General features: G+C 65.2%; 17 protein-coding genes. 14 read left to right on the plus strand and 3 right to left on the minus strand.

Going from position 1 to position 16,909, the window contains the following annotated elements; genetic code table 11:
* The first annotated feature begins 40 nt into the window (after positions 1-40).
* On the plus strand, positions 41-973 hold the full coding sequence (locus ACEN8I_RS09900) for a LysR family transcriptional regulator (protein WP_413328230.1): 933 nt from the start codon (positions 41-43) through the stop codon (positions 971-973).
* 6 nt (positions 974-979) lie between these two features.
* Here ACEN8I_RS09900 and ACEN8I_RS09905 read toward each other — a convergent pair whose 3' ends face one another.
* Both ACEN8I_RS09905 and ACEN8I_RS09910 read right to left on the minus strand, forming a co-directional pair.
* Positions 980-1,747: a 3-hydroxyacyl-CoA dehydrogenase gene (locus ACEN8I_RS09905; protein ID WP_074575022.1), complete on the minus strand. Its 768-nt coding sequence runs from the start codon at positions 1,745-1,747 to the stop codon at positions 980-982.
* Positions 1,748-1,927: 180 nt separating this feature from the next.
* Positions 1,928-2,971 carry an extracellular solute-binding protein gene (locus ACEN8I_RS09910; protein ID WP_413328231.1) on the minus strand — a complete coding sequence of 348 codons (1,044 nt, stop codon included), beginning with the start codon at positions 2,969-2,971 and terminating at the stop codon, positions 1,928-1,930.
* Between the two features lie 132 nt (positions 2,972-3,103).
* Here ACEN8I_RS09910 and ACEN8I_RS09915 point away from each other — a divergent pair, with 132 nt between their 5' ends.
* A complete protein-coding gene (locus ACEN8I_RS09915) occupies positions 3,104-3,982 on the plus strand; it encodes a patatin-like phospholipase family protein (protein ID WP_413328366.1) in 879 nt (292 codons plus the stop codon).
* 162 nt (positions 3,983-4,144) lie between these two features.
* Here ACEN8I_RS09915 and ACEN8I_RS09920 read toward each other — a convergent pair whose 3' ends face one another.
* Entirely contained in the window at positions 4,145-4,693 is a 549-nt protein-coding gene (locus tag ACEN8I_RS09920) for a phasin family protein (RefSeq protein ID WP_074575166.1), read from the minus strand.
* 278 nt (positions 4,694-4,971) lie between these two features.
* Between ACEN8I_RS09920 and ACEN8I_RS09925 the strand changes: the two genes are divergently transcribed.
* The 12 genes from ACEN8I_RS09925 (at position 4,972) to rmuC (ending at position 16,887) form a co-directional block, all read left to right on the plus strand.
* Positions 4,972-5,919: a histone deacetylase gene (locus tag ACEN8I_RS09925; protein ID WP_413328232.1), complete on the plus strand. Its 948-nt coding sequence runs from the start codon at positions 4,972-4,974 to the stop codon at positions 5,917-5,919.
* A 61-nt stretch (positions 5,920-5,980) separates the two neighbouring features.
* Entirely contained in the window at positions 5,981-6,940 is a 960-nt protein-coding gene (locus tag ACEN8I_RS09930) for an NAD(P)H-binding protein (protein ID WP_413328233.1), read from the plus strand.
* Positions 6,941-6,946: 6 nt separating this feature from the next.
* Positions 6,947-7,390, plus strand: a complete 444-nt coding sequence (locus ACEN8I_RS09935) for an acyl-CoA thioesterase (protein ID WP_413328234.1) — start codon at positions 6,947-6,949, stop codon at positions 7,388-7,390.
* Positions 7,387-8,133: a nitroreductase gene (locus ACEN8I_RS09940; RefSeq protein WP_413328235.1), complete on the plus strand. Its 747-nt coding sequence runs from the start codon at positions 7,387-7,389 to the stop codon at positions 8,131-8,133. Before ACEN8I_RS09935 ends, ACEN8I_RS09940 begins: the two co-directional genes overlap by 4 nt.
* Positions 8,134-8,146: 13 nt before the next feature.
* Complete coding sequence (locus ACEN8I_RS09945; RefSeq protein ID WP_413328236.1) at positions 8,147-10,027, plus strand: ABC transporter permease; 1,881 nt, start codon at positions 8,147-8,149, stop codon at positions 10,025-10,027.
* Positions 10,027-10,797, plus strand: coding sequence for an ABC transporter ATP-binding protein (locus tag ACEN8I_RS09950; protein ID WP_413328237.1), 771 nt, complete (start codon positions 10,027-10,029; stop codon positions 10,795-10,797). Before ACEN8I_RS09945 ends, ACEN8I_RS09950 begins: the two co-directional genes overlap by 1 nt.
* The gene (locus ACEN8I_RS09955; RefSeq protein ID WP_413328238.1) at positions 10,790-11,446 is read left to right on the plus strand and encodes an ABC transporter ATP-binding protein; all 657 of its coding nucleotides are present in this window, start codon (positions 10,790-10,792) and stop codon (positions 11,444-11,446) included. Before ACEN8I_RS09950 ends, ACEN8I_RS09955 begins: the two co-directional genes overlap by 8 nt.
* Positions 11,447-11,520: 74 nt before the next feature.
* Positions 11,521-11,877 (plus strand): FKBP-type peptidyl-prolyl cis-trans isomerase, encoded by a 357-nt coding sequence (locus tag ACEN8I_RS09960; protein ID WP_007868513.1) that lies wholly within the window; start codon positions 11,521-11,523, stop codon positions 11,875-11,877.
* A 98-nt stretch (positions 11,878-11,975) separates the two neighbouring features.
* Positions 11,976-13,172, plus strand: a complete 1,197-nt coding sequence (gene pncB / locus ACEN8I_RS09965; protein ID WP_413328239.1) for a nicotinate phosphoribosyltransferase — start codon at positions 11,976-11,978, stop codon at positions 13,170-13,172.
* 36 nt (positions 13,173-13,208) lie between these two features.
* Positions 13,209-14,501 carry a citrate transporter gene (locus ACEN8I_RS09970; RefSeq protein WP_413328240.1) on the plus strand — a complete coding sequence of 431 codons (1,293 nt, stop codon included), beginning with the start codon at positions 13,209-13,211 and terminating at the stop codon, positions 14,499-14,501.
* A gap of 7 nt (positions 14,502-14,508) precedes the next feature.
* Positions 14,509-15,495, plus strand: a complete 987-nt coding sequence (locus ACEN8I_RS09975) for a 2-hydroxyacid dehydrogenase (RefSeq protein ID WP_413328241.1) — start codon at positions 14,509-14,511, stop codon at positions 15,493-15,495.
* 36 nt (positions 15,496-15,531) lie between these two features.
* Positions 15,532-16,887 (plus strand): DNA recombination protein RmuC, encoded by a 1,356-nt coding sequence (gene rmuC, locus ACEN8I_RS09980; RefSeq protein WP_413328367.1) that lies wholly within the window; start codon positions 15,532-15,534, stop codon positions 16,885-16,887.
* The last annotated feature ends 22 nt before the right edge of the window (positions 16,888-16,909 follow it).

The following is a 16,909-nucleotide window of genomic DNA, read 5'->3' on the forward strand; positions in this document are numbered from 1 at the left end:
CCCGCGCCCCACAATGGCGTTTCGGAGAAATCACTCTTCCATGGAATTTGACAATCTCGATGCCCTGCGTGTGCTGCTGGCCACCGCGGAAACCGGCAGCCTCACGGGCGCGGGCAAGCGCTGCCGGCTTTCCACGGCCGCCGTCAGCGCGGCGATCAAGCGGCTGGAAACCTCATTGGGCGTGCGCCTGTTCGAGCGCACCACGCGCGCCGTGCGGCCCACGGCTGAGGGCGCGGTCATGGTCGAGCACGCGCGCCGCGCGCTTGAGCTGGTGGCCGAAGGCCAGGCCAAGGTGCGCGCCGGAACCTTCGGCCTCACGGGCAGCATACGCATCACCGCCACGGCCATGCTGGCGCGTGAGATGCTGGCCTACTGGCTGGCGGAATTCGCCGCGCTGCACCCCGGCATTGAGATCGACCTGCAGATCAGCGACGCGCGCGTGGACCTGGTGCGCGAAGGCATAGACGTGGCACTGCGCAACGGGCCGCTGATGGACTCCACCCATTCGGCGCGCCTGCTGGCGCCGGCCCGCCGCATCGCCTGCGCCAGCCCCGATTACCTGGCGCGCCGCGGAACGCCCGTGCAGCCCTGCGAACTCGCGCAGCACGACTGCCTGGTCTGCCATGTGCGCGAGCGGCGGCAGGACCAGTGGCAGTTCGAATTGCAGGGGGAGGCCAGCGCGCCTTTCCAGGTGCGCGTGGCCGGGCCGCTGGCCTGCAACGATGCGTCGATCGCGCTGCAGTGGGCGCTGGAAGGGCGGGGCATCGTCTACCAGTCCGAGATCGACCTCATGGCCTCGCTGGCCGGTGGCAAGCTGGTGCGCCTGTTTGAGGGCCACCTGGGCGAGCCGGCGCCGCTCTATGCGGTGGTGCCGAGCCGGCGCTATGTGCCGGCCCGCGTCAACGAGGTGATAGACAGGCTGTCGGCGCTGCTGACCGAAAGGCTGGCCGCGCTGCATCCGCCCGCGGCCTGAGCCCGCTCAGCGCGGTGCGAGGCGGATCGCGCCGTCCAGGCGAATCACTTCGCCGTTGAGCATGTCGTTTTCAATGATGTGTTTGGCCAGGCGCGCATAGTCCTGCGGCGTGCCCAGGCGCGAGGGGAAGGGAACGCCGGCGGCCAGCGAGTCTTGCACTTCCTGCGGCATGCCGAAGAGCATGGGCGTGCCGAAGATGCCGGGGGCAATCGTCATGTTGCGGATGCCGTTGCGTGCCAGGTCGCGCGCAATCGGCAGGGTCATGCCGACGATGCCGCCCTTGGAAGCGCTGTAGGCGGCCTGGCCGATCTGGCCGTCGTAGGCCGCCACCGAGGCGGTGGAAATCAGCACGCCGCGCTCGCCGGTGGCTTCGGGCTCGTTCTTGCACATGGCGTCGGCTGCCAGGCGGATCATGTTGAAGCTGCCGATGAGGTTGACGGTGATGGTCTTGCTGAACAGGGCCAGGCCGTGCGCGCCGTTCTTGCCCACGGTCTTTTCGGCGGGCGCGATGCCGGCGCAGTTCACCAGGCCCATCAGCTTGCCCATGGCGAGCGCCTTGGCCACCACGGCCTGGCCGTCGGCTTCCTGGCTCACGTCGCACTTGACGAAGGCGGCCTTGTCGGCGCCCAGTTCCTTGGCGATGGCTTCGCCCTTGTCGGCCTGCATGTCGGCAATGACGACCTTGGCGCCATTGGCCACCAGCATGCGTGCCGTGCCTTCACCCAGGCCCGATGCGCCGCCGGTGACGATAAATACTTTGCCTGCGATTTCCATGGTGATTCCTTGAATGAAAGAATGAAGAGTGAGGGTTGTTAAAGCTTTGTGTGAACGCTCGGCCCTGCATAAGCCAGGACGATATGACGTTAACGTAAACGTCAATTATGGCGCATGAAAAAAGCCCGGCGCCTTTTGGCGGCCGGGCTTTCGCAAAAACAAGGCGCTGGGTTTGTGTTTTTACTTGTAGCCGACGCGGTCCAGCATCTGCTGAACCTTGAGTTGGTTGTTGCCCACGGCGCTGATGGGGATGGTTTCGGACTTGAAGCTGCCGTTGCCCGAGGGGCTCATGGCCTTGAGCGCCGGGTTGCTGACGCCCAGGCCCGGCACGGCGGGCCATTCGTTGTTGCCGTTGGCGAAGTATTCCTGTGCGCTCGGGCTGGCCAGGTATTCCATGAATTTGACGGCGTTGGCCGTGTTCTTGGCATTTTTGGCGACCGCCGCGCCGGCGATGTTCACGTGGGTGCCCCAGCTGGACTGGTTGGGAAAGACCACACCGACGCGGTCGGCCACGACTTTATCTTCAGCCGCGTTGGAGCGCATGATGCGCGCCAGGTAATAGGTGTTGGTCAATGCGATGCCGCATTCGCCGCTGGCAACGGCCTTGATCTGGTCGCTGTCGCCGCCCTTGGGGTCGCGCGCCATATTGGCCACCAGGCCCTTGAGCCACTCCTCCGCCTTGGCCTCGCCGAGGTGTTCGGTCACTGCGCCGAACAGCGAGAGGTTGTAGGGATGGGCGCCCGAGCGGGTGCACAGCAGTCCCTTGTTCTTCGGGTCGGCCAGCTTTTCATAGGTATCGACGTCGGCCTTTTTGACCTTGAGCTTGTCGAACACCACCACGCGGGCGCGGGTCGAAAAGCCGAACCAGGTCGTGCCTTCCGCCGTTTCCTTGGCGCGCAGCTTGGCAGGAATGGCGGCCTCGAGGGCCGGCGATTTGATGGGCTTGAACAGGCCGTCCGCATCGCCCTTCCAGAGGCGGGCCGCGTCGACCAGCAAAATCACGTCGGCGGGAGAGGCCGCGCCTTCCGCCTTCAGCCGGGCCAGGATGCCGGCGTCGTCGGCGTCCACACGGTTGACCTTGATGCCGGTCGCCTTGGTGAAATCGCTGTAGAGCTTCTCGTCGGTCTGGTAATGGCGGGCAGAATACAGGTTGACCACCTGCTCCTGGGCTGATGCCAGGCCTGCCAGCAAGAGCAGCGACGAGAGAAGCACTTTTTTGAACATAACTTTCCACTTCCTTACAGGTATTTTTAAAGCCCGGCCATGATAAAGCAAATAAGAATCATTCTTGGCAGAGCCCCTACGCCGGGCAAGCTTTCGCGCGGGCCAGGCAGGCGTGCAGGCGCGTGCATGGCCATGGCCATGCTGCTGCTGGCCGGTTGCGCCGTCATGCCGTCCGGCCCGGGTGCGCCAGTGCCGCCGCCGGCCGAGGCCGCCAGAAAGCCGGTGCGCATAGGGCTGGCGCTGGGCGGCGGGGCCGCGCGCGGTTTTGCCCATGTGGGCGTCATCGCCGTGCTGGAGGAAGCCGGGCTCAAGCCGCAGTTGGTGGTCGGCACCTCGGCCGGCAGCCTGGTGGCGGCGCTCTATGCCAGCGGCAAGACCAGCGCGCAGCTGCAGCAGACCGCGCTGAATATGGAGGAGGTCGCCATCACCGACTGGATGCTGCCCATCTTCGGCCGCGGCATGTTCCGCGGCGACGCGCTGGCCCGTTATGTCAACGACCTGGTCGCCAACCGCACCATGGAGAACATGGCGATTCCGCTGGGCATCGTCGCCACCGACCTCAACAGCGGCCAGGCCGTGCTGTTCCAGCGCGGCGACACCGGCACGGCGGTGCGTGCGTCGAGCGCGGTGCCCGCGGTGTTCCTGCCGGTCAAGATCAACGGCCGCGAGTATGTGGACGGCGGCCTGGTGTCGCCGGTGCCCGTGCGTTTTGCGCGGCAGATGGGCGCCGACATCGTGGTGGCCGTCGACATCTCGAGCCCGCCGGAAGCCAATCCCGCGGGCGACACCCTGCAAATCCTGCTGCAGACCTTTGCCATCATGGGCAAAAGCATCAACCAGTACGAGCTCAAGGATGCCGACGTCGTCGTGCGCCCCTCGCTCACGGGCCTCAAGAGCGCCGACTTCTCGGCGCGGCAGCGCGCCATCGATGCGGGCCGGGCGGCCATGCTGGCGGCGCTGCCGCAGCTCAAGGCCAAACTCGAGGCCGCGGCGGTCACGGCGCAGAAATAGATAGCGCAGGCAAAAAAAGCCCAATCTTGCGATCGGGCTTTAAGGGGTCCGTGAAAATGAATTTCGGAAGGGACCCGAGGAGACAACTGGCTTGAAACCCTGTTCAGTCAAACAGGATTCGCGAAACAGGCTCCATGAACGGTAGCGCGCGAGGCGCTTCGATCAACGCTTTTTGGCGGTGGTCGTCTTGGTGGCGTTCACGGCGGAAGCGGCCACCGTGTTGAAGTTGGCTTCGGCGATGTCGGTGGCTTGCTTGACGGCCTTCTGGACCGACTCGAAAGCGTTGTTGGCTGCGGCGACGGCGCTCTTCAGGACAGCCACGGCGGTTTCGGAACCGGCCGGTGCGTTCTTGGCGGCGTTGTCGACCAGGCCGACAAACTTCTTCTGTGCATCGGCAGCCTGGGTTTCAAAGGTCTTGCCCAGTTCAGCGCCGGCGGCCGAAGCGATGTCATAGAGGTGGCGGCTGTAGGCGGCGGTCTTTTCAGCCAGGGGCTGGACCAGGCCGGCTTGCAGGGCCAGCAGTTCTTGTGCGTCTTTCACGCCCAGCACGGCTTGCGTGTGGTTGGCGCTTTCAGCCAGGGCGGCCTTGGTGGCTTGCACGTTCAGTTCGACCAGTTTCTCAACGCCTTCAAAGGCTTTGTGAGTCAGGCCAAACATGGTTTCGATGTTGGCTTTGTGGGAAGCGAGGACTTGTTCAGCGGTCAGCATAATGAATCTCCAAAATAGGTTTAGGTGAGGGCAATGGTGTTGCTTTGCGCTGAATTGCTGCACTGCAACATAAGTCCAAGTATAGGGACTGTGTGCACCATTGCAAGTATTTTATGTTGCGGTGCACCAATTTAGAGGCCAAGCCCTAGGTAACGCTCTGAAACAGCGCTGAAAAGTACCCAAAAAGGACTACTCGAGATATCTGCATGCACCCATTTTTCTAAGTGTCTGGCTCAAGGCCACAATGGCCTCAGCCCCGAAATCGCAACACGTTCACTATCTTGCAAGCCTTTTACGCCGACAACTTTGTTTTGCCGCTGCCGCCCGGCCATCGCTTTCCCATGGCGAAATACCGCTTGCTGCGTGACCGCCTGGTGAACGAGCGTCCGCGTATCCGCATGACGCAGGCGCCGGCCGCAACAGACGGCGAGCTCGCGCTGGTGCACACGCCGGACTACATAGACGCTATCAGCCATGGAACGCTGCCGGCCGCGGCCCAGCGTGAGATCGGCTTTCCCTGGAGCCCGGGCATGGCCGAACGCGCGCGCCGCTCGGCTGGTGCCACCGTCGCGGCGGCCCGCGTGGCCATGGGCTCTGCGGGCCGGCCAGGGGAGGGCATCGCGGCCAACCTCGCGGGAGGAACGCACCATTCCTATGCGCACAAGGGCGGCGGGTTTTGTGTGTTCAACGATGCGGCTGTGGCCGCCAGGCTGATGCAGGCGGAATGGGCGCGGCAGCACAGGCACGGGCGCAAGCCCCTGCAGGTCGCCATCATCGACCTCGACGTACACCAGGGCAACGGCACGGCCAGCATCTTTGCCAATGACCCTAGCGTCTTCACGCTGTCGCTGCACGGTCAGAAGAACTTTCCCTTCCGCAAGGAAGCCAGCGACCTTGACGTGGACCTGCCCGACGGCTGCGGCGACGCGGCTTACCTGCAGGCGCTTGAGCATGCGCTCGACGAACTCGAACGGCGCTTCGAGCCAGGCCTGGTCCTGTACCTGGCCGGCGCCGACCCTTACGAGGGCGACCGCCTGGGCCGCCTGGCGCTGAGCTTCGACGGTCTGGAGGCGCGCGACCGACGTGTCTTCGACTGGGCCTGGCAGCGCCGCATCCCGCTGGCATTTGCCATGGCGGGCGGCTACGGCGTCAATATCGACGAGACCGTGCAGGTGCAGATGAACACTTACACGCTGGCACTCGAATACTGGGCGCGCTGGAATCCCTAGCATTGCTGCTACATTGCCTCAGATTCGCTTCGGCGACCCCTGGACATAAAAAAGCAAAAACATGCCGCCGAACACCACCGATATTCCCGACCCTGCTGAAAAACCTTCCCTTGCACGCGTCCTCGTCCTCGGCGGCACCGGCTTTATCGGCCGCCATGCCGTGGCGGCACTGCATGCGTCGGGTGGGCAGCTCGCGATAGGCAGCCGCCACCCCGAGCGCCACCGGGCCGCTTATTCTTTTGCCGACATGCGGCTTGCGCGCTTCGAGCGGTTGCTGCAGCCCGATGCCTGGGCCGCGCTGCTCAAGGACGTCGATGTGGTTGTTAATTGCGTGGGCATTCTGCGCCAGCGGCCCGATGAGTCTTACGACCATGTGCACCACCGCGCGCCCGCGGCACTGGCTATCGCCTGTGCCAAGGCGGGCATACGCTTCATACATACCTCGGCCCTGGGTTTGCACGAAGGCGCCAAAAGCCGCTTCCTGTCGAGCAAGCTGCTGGGCGAGCGCGCCATCGCGGCCTCGGGCAGCGACTATGCCATCGTGCGCCCCTCGCTGCTCGATGGCGAGGGAGGCTTTGGCGCGCGCTGGCTGCGCGGCCTGTCGCGCTCACCCGTGCATGGCATTCCGCGCGGCGCGCGCGGCGGCATCGCGGCCATGACGGCCACCGACCTCGGCCTGGCCTTCGCCGCCCTGGCGGCCATGCCGTCCCTGGCCGCCCACCGCGAGGTCGAACTGGGCGGCACCCGCCACTACGGCTATGCGCAATACCTGCGCGAACTGCGCGCCGACTACACCGCCACCCGCGCACTGCAACTGCCACTGCCCAACTGGGCGGCACGGCTGGGCGCGCATGCCTGTGATGTGCTGCATTTCTCGCCGTTTTCTTACGGGCACTGGATCTTGCTGCAGCGGGACAACATCCCTGTGCCGAATCGGTTGCCCGAATTGCTGGGACGCGAGCCCCACGCCATCGGGTTAAAGATGCCCGCGAGCCCGGCGCGGCCCGCGCTGGCAAAATAAGGCCTCATGAGTTCCCCGACACGACCGCAAGCCGAAGCCCGTAGCGCCTACAAAGCTTTCCGCGGCATCGGCACCCGCTGGTCCGATAACGACATCTACGGCCACGTCAACAACGTCGTTTACTACAGCTGGTTCGACACCGCCGTCAACGGTCTGCTCATCGAACGCGGCGCCATCGACATCCACAACGGCGGCGTGATCGGCCTGGTGATAGAGACCCAGTGCAACTACTTCGCACCGCTGGCCTTTCCCGAGCCCGTGGTGGCCGGAATCCGCGTGGCGCATGTGGGCTCGTCCAGCGTGCGCTACGAAGTGGCGCTGTTTCCCGGTGATGAGCGCCAGCTCTGCGCGGCCAGGGGCCATTTCATCCACGTTTACGTCGACCGCGCCACGCGCCGGCCGGCGCCGCTTCCGCCCGAACTGCTTTCCGTCTTGGAGACCCTCAGATGACCCAGGCATTGCCCGTGCTTCCCTATATCACCCCGCGCCAGGCCGGCGATGCGCGCAATGCGGTCGATGAAGCCATCGTGAGCCGCCAGTCGATACGCCAGTTTTTACCCAAGCCGGTGCCGCGCGAAACCCTCTCCCACCTGCTGGAGGTCGCCAGCCGCGCGCCCTCGGGCACCAACACCCAGCCGTGGAAAGCCTATGTGCTGCAGGGCGCGAGCCGCGACGCGCTGGTCGAAAAGGTCTGCCAGGCGCATGACGCGCTGCATGCCAACCCGGCGCTGGCGGCCGAGTACAAAGAGGAATACGACTACTACCCCGAGAAATGGGTGTCGCCCTATATCGACCGGCGCCGTGCAAACGGCTGGGGCCTTTACGGCCTGCTGGGCATCACCAAGGGCGACAAGGACAGGATGCATGCGCAGCACCACCGCAATTTCAAATTCTTCGACGCACCCGTGGGCCTGATGTTCACGCTGGACCGCGTCATGGGCCGCGGCTCGCTGGTGGATTACGGCATGTTCATGCAAAACCTCATGGTGGCCGCGCGCGGCCTGGGCCTGCACACCTGCCCGCAGGCCGCCTGGAACGGTTTCGGAAAAATCATCCTGCCGCACATAGGCGCGGGTCCTGACGAGATGCTGGTGTGCGGCATGTCGCTCGGCTATGCCGATGAGTCGGCGCTGGTTAATACCTTCAGAACGCCGCGCGTGCCGGCCACCGAGTTCACCACCTGGCTGGATTGACTGGGCTGACTGGATGACGTTTTCCCTGGTCCAGCTGTTAGGTGGACTGTCTTACGCCACCACACTGTTCCTGATGGCGGCGGGCCTCACGCTGATCTTCGGCGTGACCCGCATCGTGAATTTCGCACATGGCAGTTTTTTCATGCTGGGCGCGCTGTTCACGGCGCACTGGGTCGCCCATTGGTTTCCGGCCTGGGGCGAAAGCGCGCCGCTGTACTTGCTGGCCATTCTGATGGGAGCGGCCTGCGCGGGCCTGGCTGGCGCCGCGGCCGAGTTTTTGCTGCTCAGGCGCATGAGCAGCGCGCCCGAGTTGTACCAGCTGGTCGCCACCTTCGGCCTGACGCTGGCGATGCACGACGCGATGCAATGGGGCTTCGGCCCTGACGAGGTGTTCGCGCCGCGCTTTCCGGGCCTCAAAGGCTCGGTGCAAATCGGCGATGAATTTTTTCCGGTCTATCAGCTTGCGATGATCGCGCTGGGCCCGCTGGTCTGGCTGGGCCTGCATTTGCTGCTGCGGCGCTCGCGTTTTGGCCAGCGTCTGCGCGCGGCCACGCAGGACCGCTCCATGCTCGCGGCGCTGGGCGTCAACCCGCGCCCGCTGATGCTGGGCGCCGTGGTGCTGGGCTGCGCGCTGGCGGGATTGGCCGGGGCGCTGCAGCTGCCGCGCGAGCCCGCCCACCTGCAGATGGACATGAACGTGATCGTGGAGACCTTTGTGGTGGTGGTCACCGGCGGGCTGGGCAGCATAGGCGGCGCTTTTGTGGCGGCGCTGCTGATAGGGCTGGTCCACGCCTTCGGCATCAACGTGTTTCCGCAGGCTACGCTGGTCATCGTGTTCCTGACCATGGCCGTGGTGCTGGTGTTCCGGCCCCAGGGGCTCAACGGCAAGGCGGTCTCGGCGCTGGAGGCCGGCAGCGGCGTGCGCGAGGCGGCCCAGAAGTTCCGCGGCCTGGGCGTGGGCGCGGCCGGGTCTTCGGCCGTCGCTGTATCTTTTGTGCTGATGGCCGGCTTGGCCTGGGCGGGCGGGCCTTACTGGCAGGCGCTGGCGGGCGATGCGCTGATTCTCATGATTTTCGGCATCAGTTTGCAATCGATGATGGCGCTGGGCGGCCTGGTCAGCTTCGGCCATGCCGCTTTTTTTGCGCTGGGCGCTTATGGCGCGGCGCTCTCGCACAGCCTCTGGGGCGCCTCGCTCCCGCTGGCGCTGGCGGCCGGTTGTGGCACGGCCCTGGCGGTGGCCGCGGTGTTCGGCGCGGCGGTGGTGCGCAGCAGCGGCGTGTACCTGGCCATGCTGTCGCTGGCGCTCGCGCAGGTCATCTGGGCCGGCGCCACGCAGTGGGTGGAACTCACCGGCGGCGACAATGGCCTGATAGGCCTCACGCTGGTCGGCGAGGAAGGCCGGCCGGTGTTTTACGCGCTGCTGGTGGGGCTGGCGCTGGTGGCCGTGGCGGCGCTGCGCTTTCTGGCGCGCTCAGTCCTGGGGGCGGCGCTGCAGGCCTTGCGCGACGCGCCTTTGCGCGCCTCGGCCTCGGGGCTGGCGGTGAACTGGCTTAAATACCGGATTTTTGTGGAGAGTGCCGTGCTCGCGGGCCTGGCCGGCGGCCTGTTTGCCGCGCACAAGGGTGCGGTGTTTCCTTCGCTCGCGTCCGTGTCCACCTCCGTCGATGCCTTGCTGGTGGTTTTGCTCGGCGGTGTGCACCAGCTCTGGGGCGCGGTCACGGGCAGCATTGTTCTGAGCTATGCCGGGGCTGAGTTGGGCCGCGAGGTCACTTACTGGCGCGGCCTGCTGGGTGTCTTCATCATGCTGATCATGGTGGCTTCGCCCTCGGGGCTGCTGGGCTTGCTGCCGCGCCTAGTTGGCGCCTGGCGGCGCAGCCTTGGAGGGAGCGCCTGATGCTGCAGGTCCGGCAACTCGTCAAACATTTCGGCGGCCTGCGTGCCGTGGACGGCGTGAGTTTTGAGGTGGGGCTGGGCCAGTGTGTCGCCCTGATAGGCCCCAACGGCGCCGGCAAGTCCACCACCTTTGCCTGTATCGCGGGCCAGTACCCGCTCACGGGCGGTGACATCGCCTGGAACGGCCAGGCGCTGCAGGGGCTCAGCCCGCAGGCGCGGCTGCGGCTGGGGGTGGCGCGCAGCTTCCAGGTGGCCCAGGTGTTTGAAGCGCTCACGGTGCTGCAAAACGTGCAACTGGCAATTCAGGCGCGCCTGGGCTTGCGGGCGATCTCCGCCTTCAGGAGCCTGGACGGCCAGGCGCGCGAGCCGGCCCTGGCGCTGCTGGAACAAACCGGCCTGCAGGCCTTGGCCGGGCAGGATGCGCTGAGCCTGCCCTATGGCGCGAAGAAGCGGCTTGAACTGGCCGTGGCGCTGGCGGCGCGGCCGCAGCTATTGCTGCTGGACGAGCCGGCCGCCGGCCTGGCCGGGCCCGAGCGCGCCGAACTGATGCAGCTCGTCAAGCGCCTGGCGGGGCAGGGCATGGCCGTGCTTTACACCGAACACAATATGGACGCCGTGGCCGGTGTGGCCGACCGTGTGCTGGTGCTGATTGAAGGCCGGTTGGCCGCGCAGGGTTCGTTTGACGAGATTTCGCGCGACGCCGTGGTGCGCAGCCGCTACCTGGGCCAGGCCGGCGGCGAGGCCGGCAGCGGAGGAGGGGGCCATGCTTGAGGTCGACAAACTCAATGCCTTCTACGGCCCGGCCCAGGCCTTGTTCGAGGTGTCGCTGAAAGTGGCGCCTGGTGAGCTGGTGGTGCTGCAGGGGTTGAACGGCGCCGGCAAGTCCACGCTGCTCAAGTCCGTGATGGGCCTGGAAGTGCGCACCGAAGGCCACGTCCGCTACCGCGATCCGGCGGGCCCTGAGGGCACGGGCCTGGCGGCGATTGAGCACTGGGCCACCCACCGCCGGGCCCAGGCCGGTCTGGGTTATGTCGCCGAAGACCGCCGGCTGTTCACCGAACTCACGGTGCGCGAGAACCTGCGCATCGCGGCGGGCCGCGACCTGCAGGCTCAGGAGGCCAGGGCGCTAGATCTTTTCCCCGCGCTCAAGGCCATGCTGGGGCGCCGCGCCGACCAGATGAGCGGCGGCGAGCAGCAGATGCTGGCGATTGCCCGCACGCTGATGACCGGCCCGCGCATCCTGCTGCTTGACGAGCCTTGCGAGGGCATTGCCCCCGTGCTGGTGGAAGCGATTCGCGACGCGCTGCTGGCGCTGCGCGGACAAGGCCTGGGCTTGCTGGTGGCCGAGCAGAACCAGCTGCTGGCCGCCCGCGCTGACAGGCTGGTTTTGCTGGTTGCGGGTAAAGTCAGGGGTTCGTGAAGAAAGACCCGCTTCTTTCCCGTTTTTCTCTTTTCCCTCCTCTTTTTAATCCTCCCTTCCTTCAAAGGACCCCCATGAGCAACATCACCACCACCGCCTCCGGCCTGCAGTACGAAGACACCGTGCTGGGCACCGGCGCTATCGCCAAGGCCGGCCAGAACGTCAAGGTCCACTACACCGGCTGGCTTTACAACGACGGTGTGCAGGGTGCCAAGTTCGACTCCAGCAAGGACCGCGGCCAGCCTTTCGAGTTCTCGCTGGGCGCTGGCCAGGTCATCCGCGGCTGGGACGAGGGCGTGCAGGGCATGTCGGTGGGCGGCACGCGCCGCCTGATCATTCCGGCCGCGCTGGGCTACGGCGCGCGCGGCGCCGGCGGCGTGATTCCGCCGAATGCGACCCTGCTGTTCGAAGTGGATTTCCTCGGTACCTGAGCCGGTGCGTTGGATGCCCGCCGGCATGGTTTGCTGCGGGTTTGTTCACCTGATTAACCGCCAAGGCGCCCCGGCGCCGCGGCCCTCAAGCGTTCTCCATGATCATCACCAGTTTGCTCGACACTGACTTGTACAAGTTCACCATGATGCAGGTGGTCTTGCACCAGTTTCCGGGCGCCGAGGTGGAGTACCGCTTCAAGTGCCGCAATGCCGGCGCGCCGGGCATAGGCGACCTTGCGCCCTATGTGACCGAGATACGCGAGGAAATCCGCGGCCTGTGCAACCTGCGGTTCCAGGATGCCGAGCTGGCCTACCTCAAGGCCATGCGCTTCATCAAGAGCGACTTTGTCGACTTCCTCGGCATCTTCCGGCTCAATGAAAAATACGTGAGCGTAACGGCGCTGCCCTCGGGCGAGATCGAGGTGTCCATCAAGGGCCCCTGGCTGCACACCATCCTGTTCGAGATTCCGGTGCTGGCCATCATCAACGAGGTCTACTTCCGCAACACGCAGAAAAAAGCCGACTTCGCCGAAGGCCGCAGGCGGCTGGATACCAAGATTGGAGAGTTGCAGGCCGAAGGCCTGGGCGCGCTCAAGATCGCCGATTACGGCACACGCCGCCGCTTCGGCAAGGCCTGGCACGAGGAAGTGCTGCGCACGCTGGCCGGGCGCCTTGGCACGGGGATGCAGGGGCAGTTCGCCGGCACCAGCAACGTGCTGTTCGCGATGAAGCTGGGCCTGACGCCGCTGGGCACCATGGCGCACGAATACCTGCAGGCCTGCCAGGCGCTGGGGCCGCGGCTGCGCGACAGCCAGGTGTTCGCTTTTGAATCGTGGGCCAAGGAATACCGCGGCGACCTCGGTATCGCGCTGTCCGATGTCTACGGCATGAGCGCCTTTCTGCGCGACTTCGACATGTACTTCTGCAAGCTGTTCGACGGCGCGCGCCATGACAGCGGAGACCCCTTCCAGTGGGGCGAGCGCATGCTCGCGCATTACACGAAGAACCGCGTCGACCCCAAAACCAAGACGCTGATCTTCAGCGACGGCCTCACGGTGCCGCGCACCATAGAGCTGTACCACCAGTTCAAGGGCCGCTGCCAGCTGGCCTTCGGCATAGGCACCAACCTGACCAACGACCTCGGTTACGAGCCGCTGCAGATCGTCATCAAGATGATCCGCTGCAACGGCCAGCCGGTGGCCAAACTGTCGGACACTCCTTCCAAGAACATGTGCGATGACGAAAAATACCTGGCCTACCTGCGCCAGGTGTTTGAAATCGCCTCACCGGCATAATCGACCGCTTACTTATCTTTTATCCGAAACCAGCGCGTGGCTATTGCAGGTATCCCCCTTGATTTTGTATTGTTCGGCCTGACGCTGCTCGGTGTGGCGCTGTTGCACCGGCACACGCTCAAGGTGGCGCTGACGGGCCTGGCGGTGATCACGCTCTACAAGCTTGCGCTGGGCGATTTTTCCGGTACGCCCGGCCTGGGTGGCCTGCTGCAATTGCTGGCCCACGAGTGGGTGACGCTGGCCAACCTGCTGGGCCTGCTGCTGGGTTTCGCGCTGCTGTCCGACCACTTCGAAAAAAGCGGTATTCCGGCGCTGTTGCCGCGCTACCTGCCCGACGACTGGAAGGGCGGCTTCGTGATGCTGCTGCTGGTTTTTGTGCTCTCCAGCTTTCTCGACAACATCGCGGCGGCCATGATAGGCGGCACCATGGCGTCCGTGCTCTACCGCAAGCGCGTGCACATCGGCTTCCTGGCCGCCATCGTGGCCGCCAGCAACGCGGGCGGCTCGGGCAGCGTGGTGGGCGACACCACCACCACCATGATGTGGATTGCCGGCGTCTCGCCGGGCCAGGTGTTCGAATCCTATGCGGGCGCTGTGGTGGCGCTGGCCATCTTCGGCGTGGTCGCCGCGCGCCAGCAGCATGCGTTCCAGCCCATCATGAAGGACGCCGCGCCTGGCGCGCAACTGCACTGGGCGCGCCTGGGCATCGTCGCCATCATCCTGCTGTCGGCGGTGGCCGCCAATGTGTACTTCAACCTGCGCGACCCCGGGGTGCTGGAGCGGCTTCCGGTAATAGGCATCGCCGTCTGGGTGGCGATCGCGCTGACCACGCCCTGGCGGCGTTCCAACTGGGCCCTGCTGCCCGAGGCCGCGCGCGGCAGCGTCTTCCTGCTGTCGCTGGTGCTGTGCGCCTCCATGATGCCGGTGCAGCACCTGCCGGGCGCCAGTTGGCAAACCGCTTTCGGCCTGGGCTTCGTGAGCGCGGTGTTCGACAACATCCCGCTCACGGCGCTGGCCCTGCACCAGGGCGGCTACGACTGGGGTTTTCTGGCCTATGCCGTCGGCTTTGGCGGCAGCATGCTGTGGTTCGGCTCCTCGGCCGGCGTGGCGCTGGCCAATATGTACCCCGAGGCCAGGTCCGTCGTCGCCTGGCTCAAGGGCGGCTGGCATGTGGCGCTGGGCTATGTGGTCGGTTTCTTCGTGCTGCTGGCCGTGCTGGGCTGGCACCCCGATGCGCCCCGGGTCCGGCAAGCTGCGGGCAATTCACCTGTTACATCGGCTGCTTATTCTTCTGCCGAATCGCTAGCATCGACTTTCACCTCACCCTGAAACCATCATGAGCAAACCCAAAATCTTGGTCGCGCGCGCCGTGTTCCCCGAGGTCATCGCCCGCCTGGAGCAGCATTTCGAAGTCGAGTCCAACCAGGTCGACGAGACCTGGTCCAAGGCCCAGCTGACCGAGCGCCTCAAGGGCAAGGACGGCGCCTTCACCACCGGAAGCGACAAAATTGATGCGGAGGTGCTGGCCGCCTGCCCGGGACTGAAAATCTGCGCCAACATGGCCGTGGGCTACAACAACTTCGACATCGACGCGATGACGGCGGCCGGTGTGCTGGCCACCAACGCACCCGACGTGCTGACCGAAACCACGGCCGACTTCGGCTTTGCGCTGCTGATGGCCACCGCCCGCCGCGTCACCGAGAGCGAGCATTACCTGCGTGCCGGCAAATGGACCAAATGGAGCTACGACATGTTCGCCGGCTCCGACATCCACGGCGCCACGCTGGGCATCCTGGGCATGGGCCGCATAGGGCAGGGCATTGCCAAACGCGGCGCCCATGGCTTCGGCATGAAGGTGATTTACCACAACCGTTCGCGTCTGGACGCGGCGCTGGAAGCCGAATGCAAGGCCAGCTACGTCGGCAAGGAAGAGCTGCTCAGGACAGCCGACCACCTGGTGTTGGTCCTGCCTTACTCTCCAGCCTCTCATCACACCATAGGCGCCGCGGAGCTGGCCTTGATGAAGCCAACCGCTAACCTGATCAACATCGCACGCGGCGGCATCGTGGACGATGCCGCGCTGGCCGCGGCCCTGCGTGACAAGCGCATCGCGGCCGCCGGGCTGGACGTATTCGAAGGCGAGCCCAAGGTACACCCGGACTTGCTGACCGTGCCCAATGTGGTGTTGACTCCCCATATCGCCAGCGCCACCATTCCCACGCGCATGGCCATGGCGAGCCTCGCCGCCGACAACCTGATCGCGTTTTTCAGCGGCAAGAAGCCGCTGACCCCGCTCAATCCTGCGGTACTGGCCGGCCAATAAGCAGGAAGAAGACGGTAAGCGGACAATGAACTCATGATGGAAACCTGGCTGATCATCGCCTTGGCTGTGGCCAACCTGCTCTTGCTGGTGTGGCTGCTGTTGCGCAAGCCGGCGGAACCTTCGGATACGGGCCGCGCAGAGTTGCTCACAAACATCGCGGCCGGCCACGACAAGCTGGAGCGCGAGTTGCGCCGAGAGATCGGCGACAACGCGCGCAGCGGCCGCGAGGAACTGGCGAAAATTTTCGCCACCTTCCAGCAAACCCTGGTGCAGCAAAGCGCCGAAGCCACCCGCACGCAGAACACCCAGATCGACGCGTTCGCGCAGCAACTCACCTTGCTGCAAAAAACGCTCTCCGACACCCTGAGCACGCAGCTGCAATCGGTCAGCGAGTCGAATGCCAGGCGCATGGGTGAAGTGCGTGAGACGCTGGAAAAGCAGCTCGCGCAGTTGCAGCAGACCAATTCCGCCAAGCTCGACGAGATGCGCAAGACGGTTGACGAAAAGCTGCAGACCACGCTGGAAACCCGCCTGGGCGAAAGCTTCAAGCAAGTGGCCGACCGGCTGGAGCAGGTGCACAAGGGCCTGGGCGAGATGCAGACGCTGGCGCAGGGCGTGGGCGACCTCAAGCATTTGCTGACCAATGTGAAGACGCGCGGCATCTTCGGCGAGGCGCAGCTCTCGGCCCTGCTGGAGCAGGTGTTCACCGTCGATCAGTATGCGGCCCAGGTCATCACGCGCCGCGGCGGCAAGAACCCGGTCGACTTTGCCATCAAGCTGCCGGGCCGCTCCGATTCGGGTGAGCCCTTGTGGCTGCCGATCGACGCGAAATTCCCGAACGAGGATTACGAACGCCTGCTGGACGCGCAGCAGCGCGCCGACGTGCTGGGCGCGGAAATCGCCGGCAAGGCGCTGGAGGCGCGCATACGCCTGGAGGCCAAGGCTATCTCTGACAAATACATAGACCCGCCTTACACCACCGACTTCGCCATCCTGTTTCTGCCGACCGAGGGCCTGTATGCCGAAGTACTGCGCCGCCCGGGCCTGATGGAATTCCTGCAGCGCGACCACCGTGTCACGCTGGCCGGCCCGACCACGCTGCTGGCCATGCTCAACTCCCTGCAAATGGGTTTTCGCACGCTGGCGCTGGAAAAACGCTCCAGCGAAGTCTGGCAGGTGCTGGGTGCGGTGAAGACCGAGTTCGGCAAGTTCGGCGACGTGCTGGCCAAGGTCAAGTCCCAGACCGAGACCGTGCTCAACACGCTGAGCAGCGCCGAGCAGCGCAGCCGCGTCATGGGCAAAGCCCTGCGCAATGTCGAAGCGCTGCCCGAAATCGAATCCGCCCGCCTGCTTCCATTGGACCCCCTTGATAAAGACCTGGACAACCCCTGATGCACCGCGCATGAGCCGCGCC

Origin of the sequence: Polaromonas sp. CT11-55, from assembly GCF_047303325.1 — a bacterium.
In the GTDB taxonomy this organism is placed as follows: domain Bacteria; phylum Pseudomonadota; class Gammaproteobacteria; order Burkholderiales; family Burkholderiaceae_C; genus Polaromonas.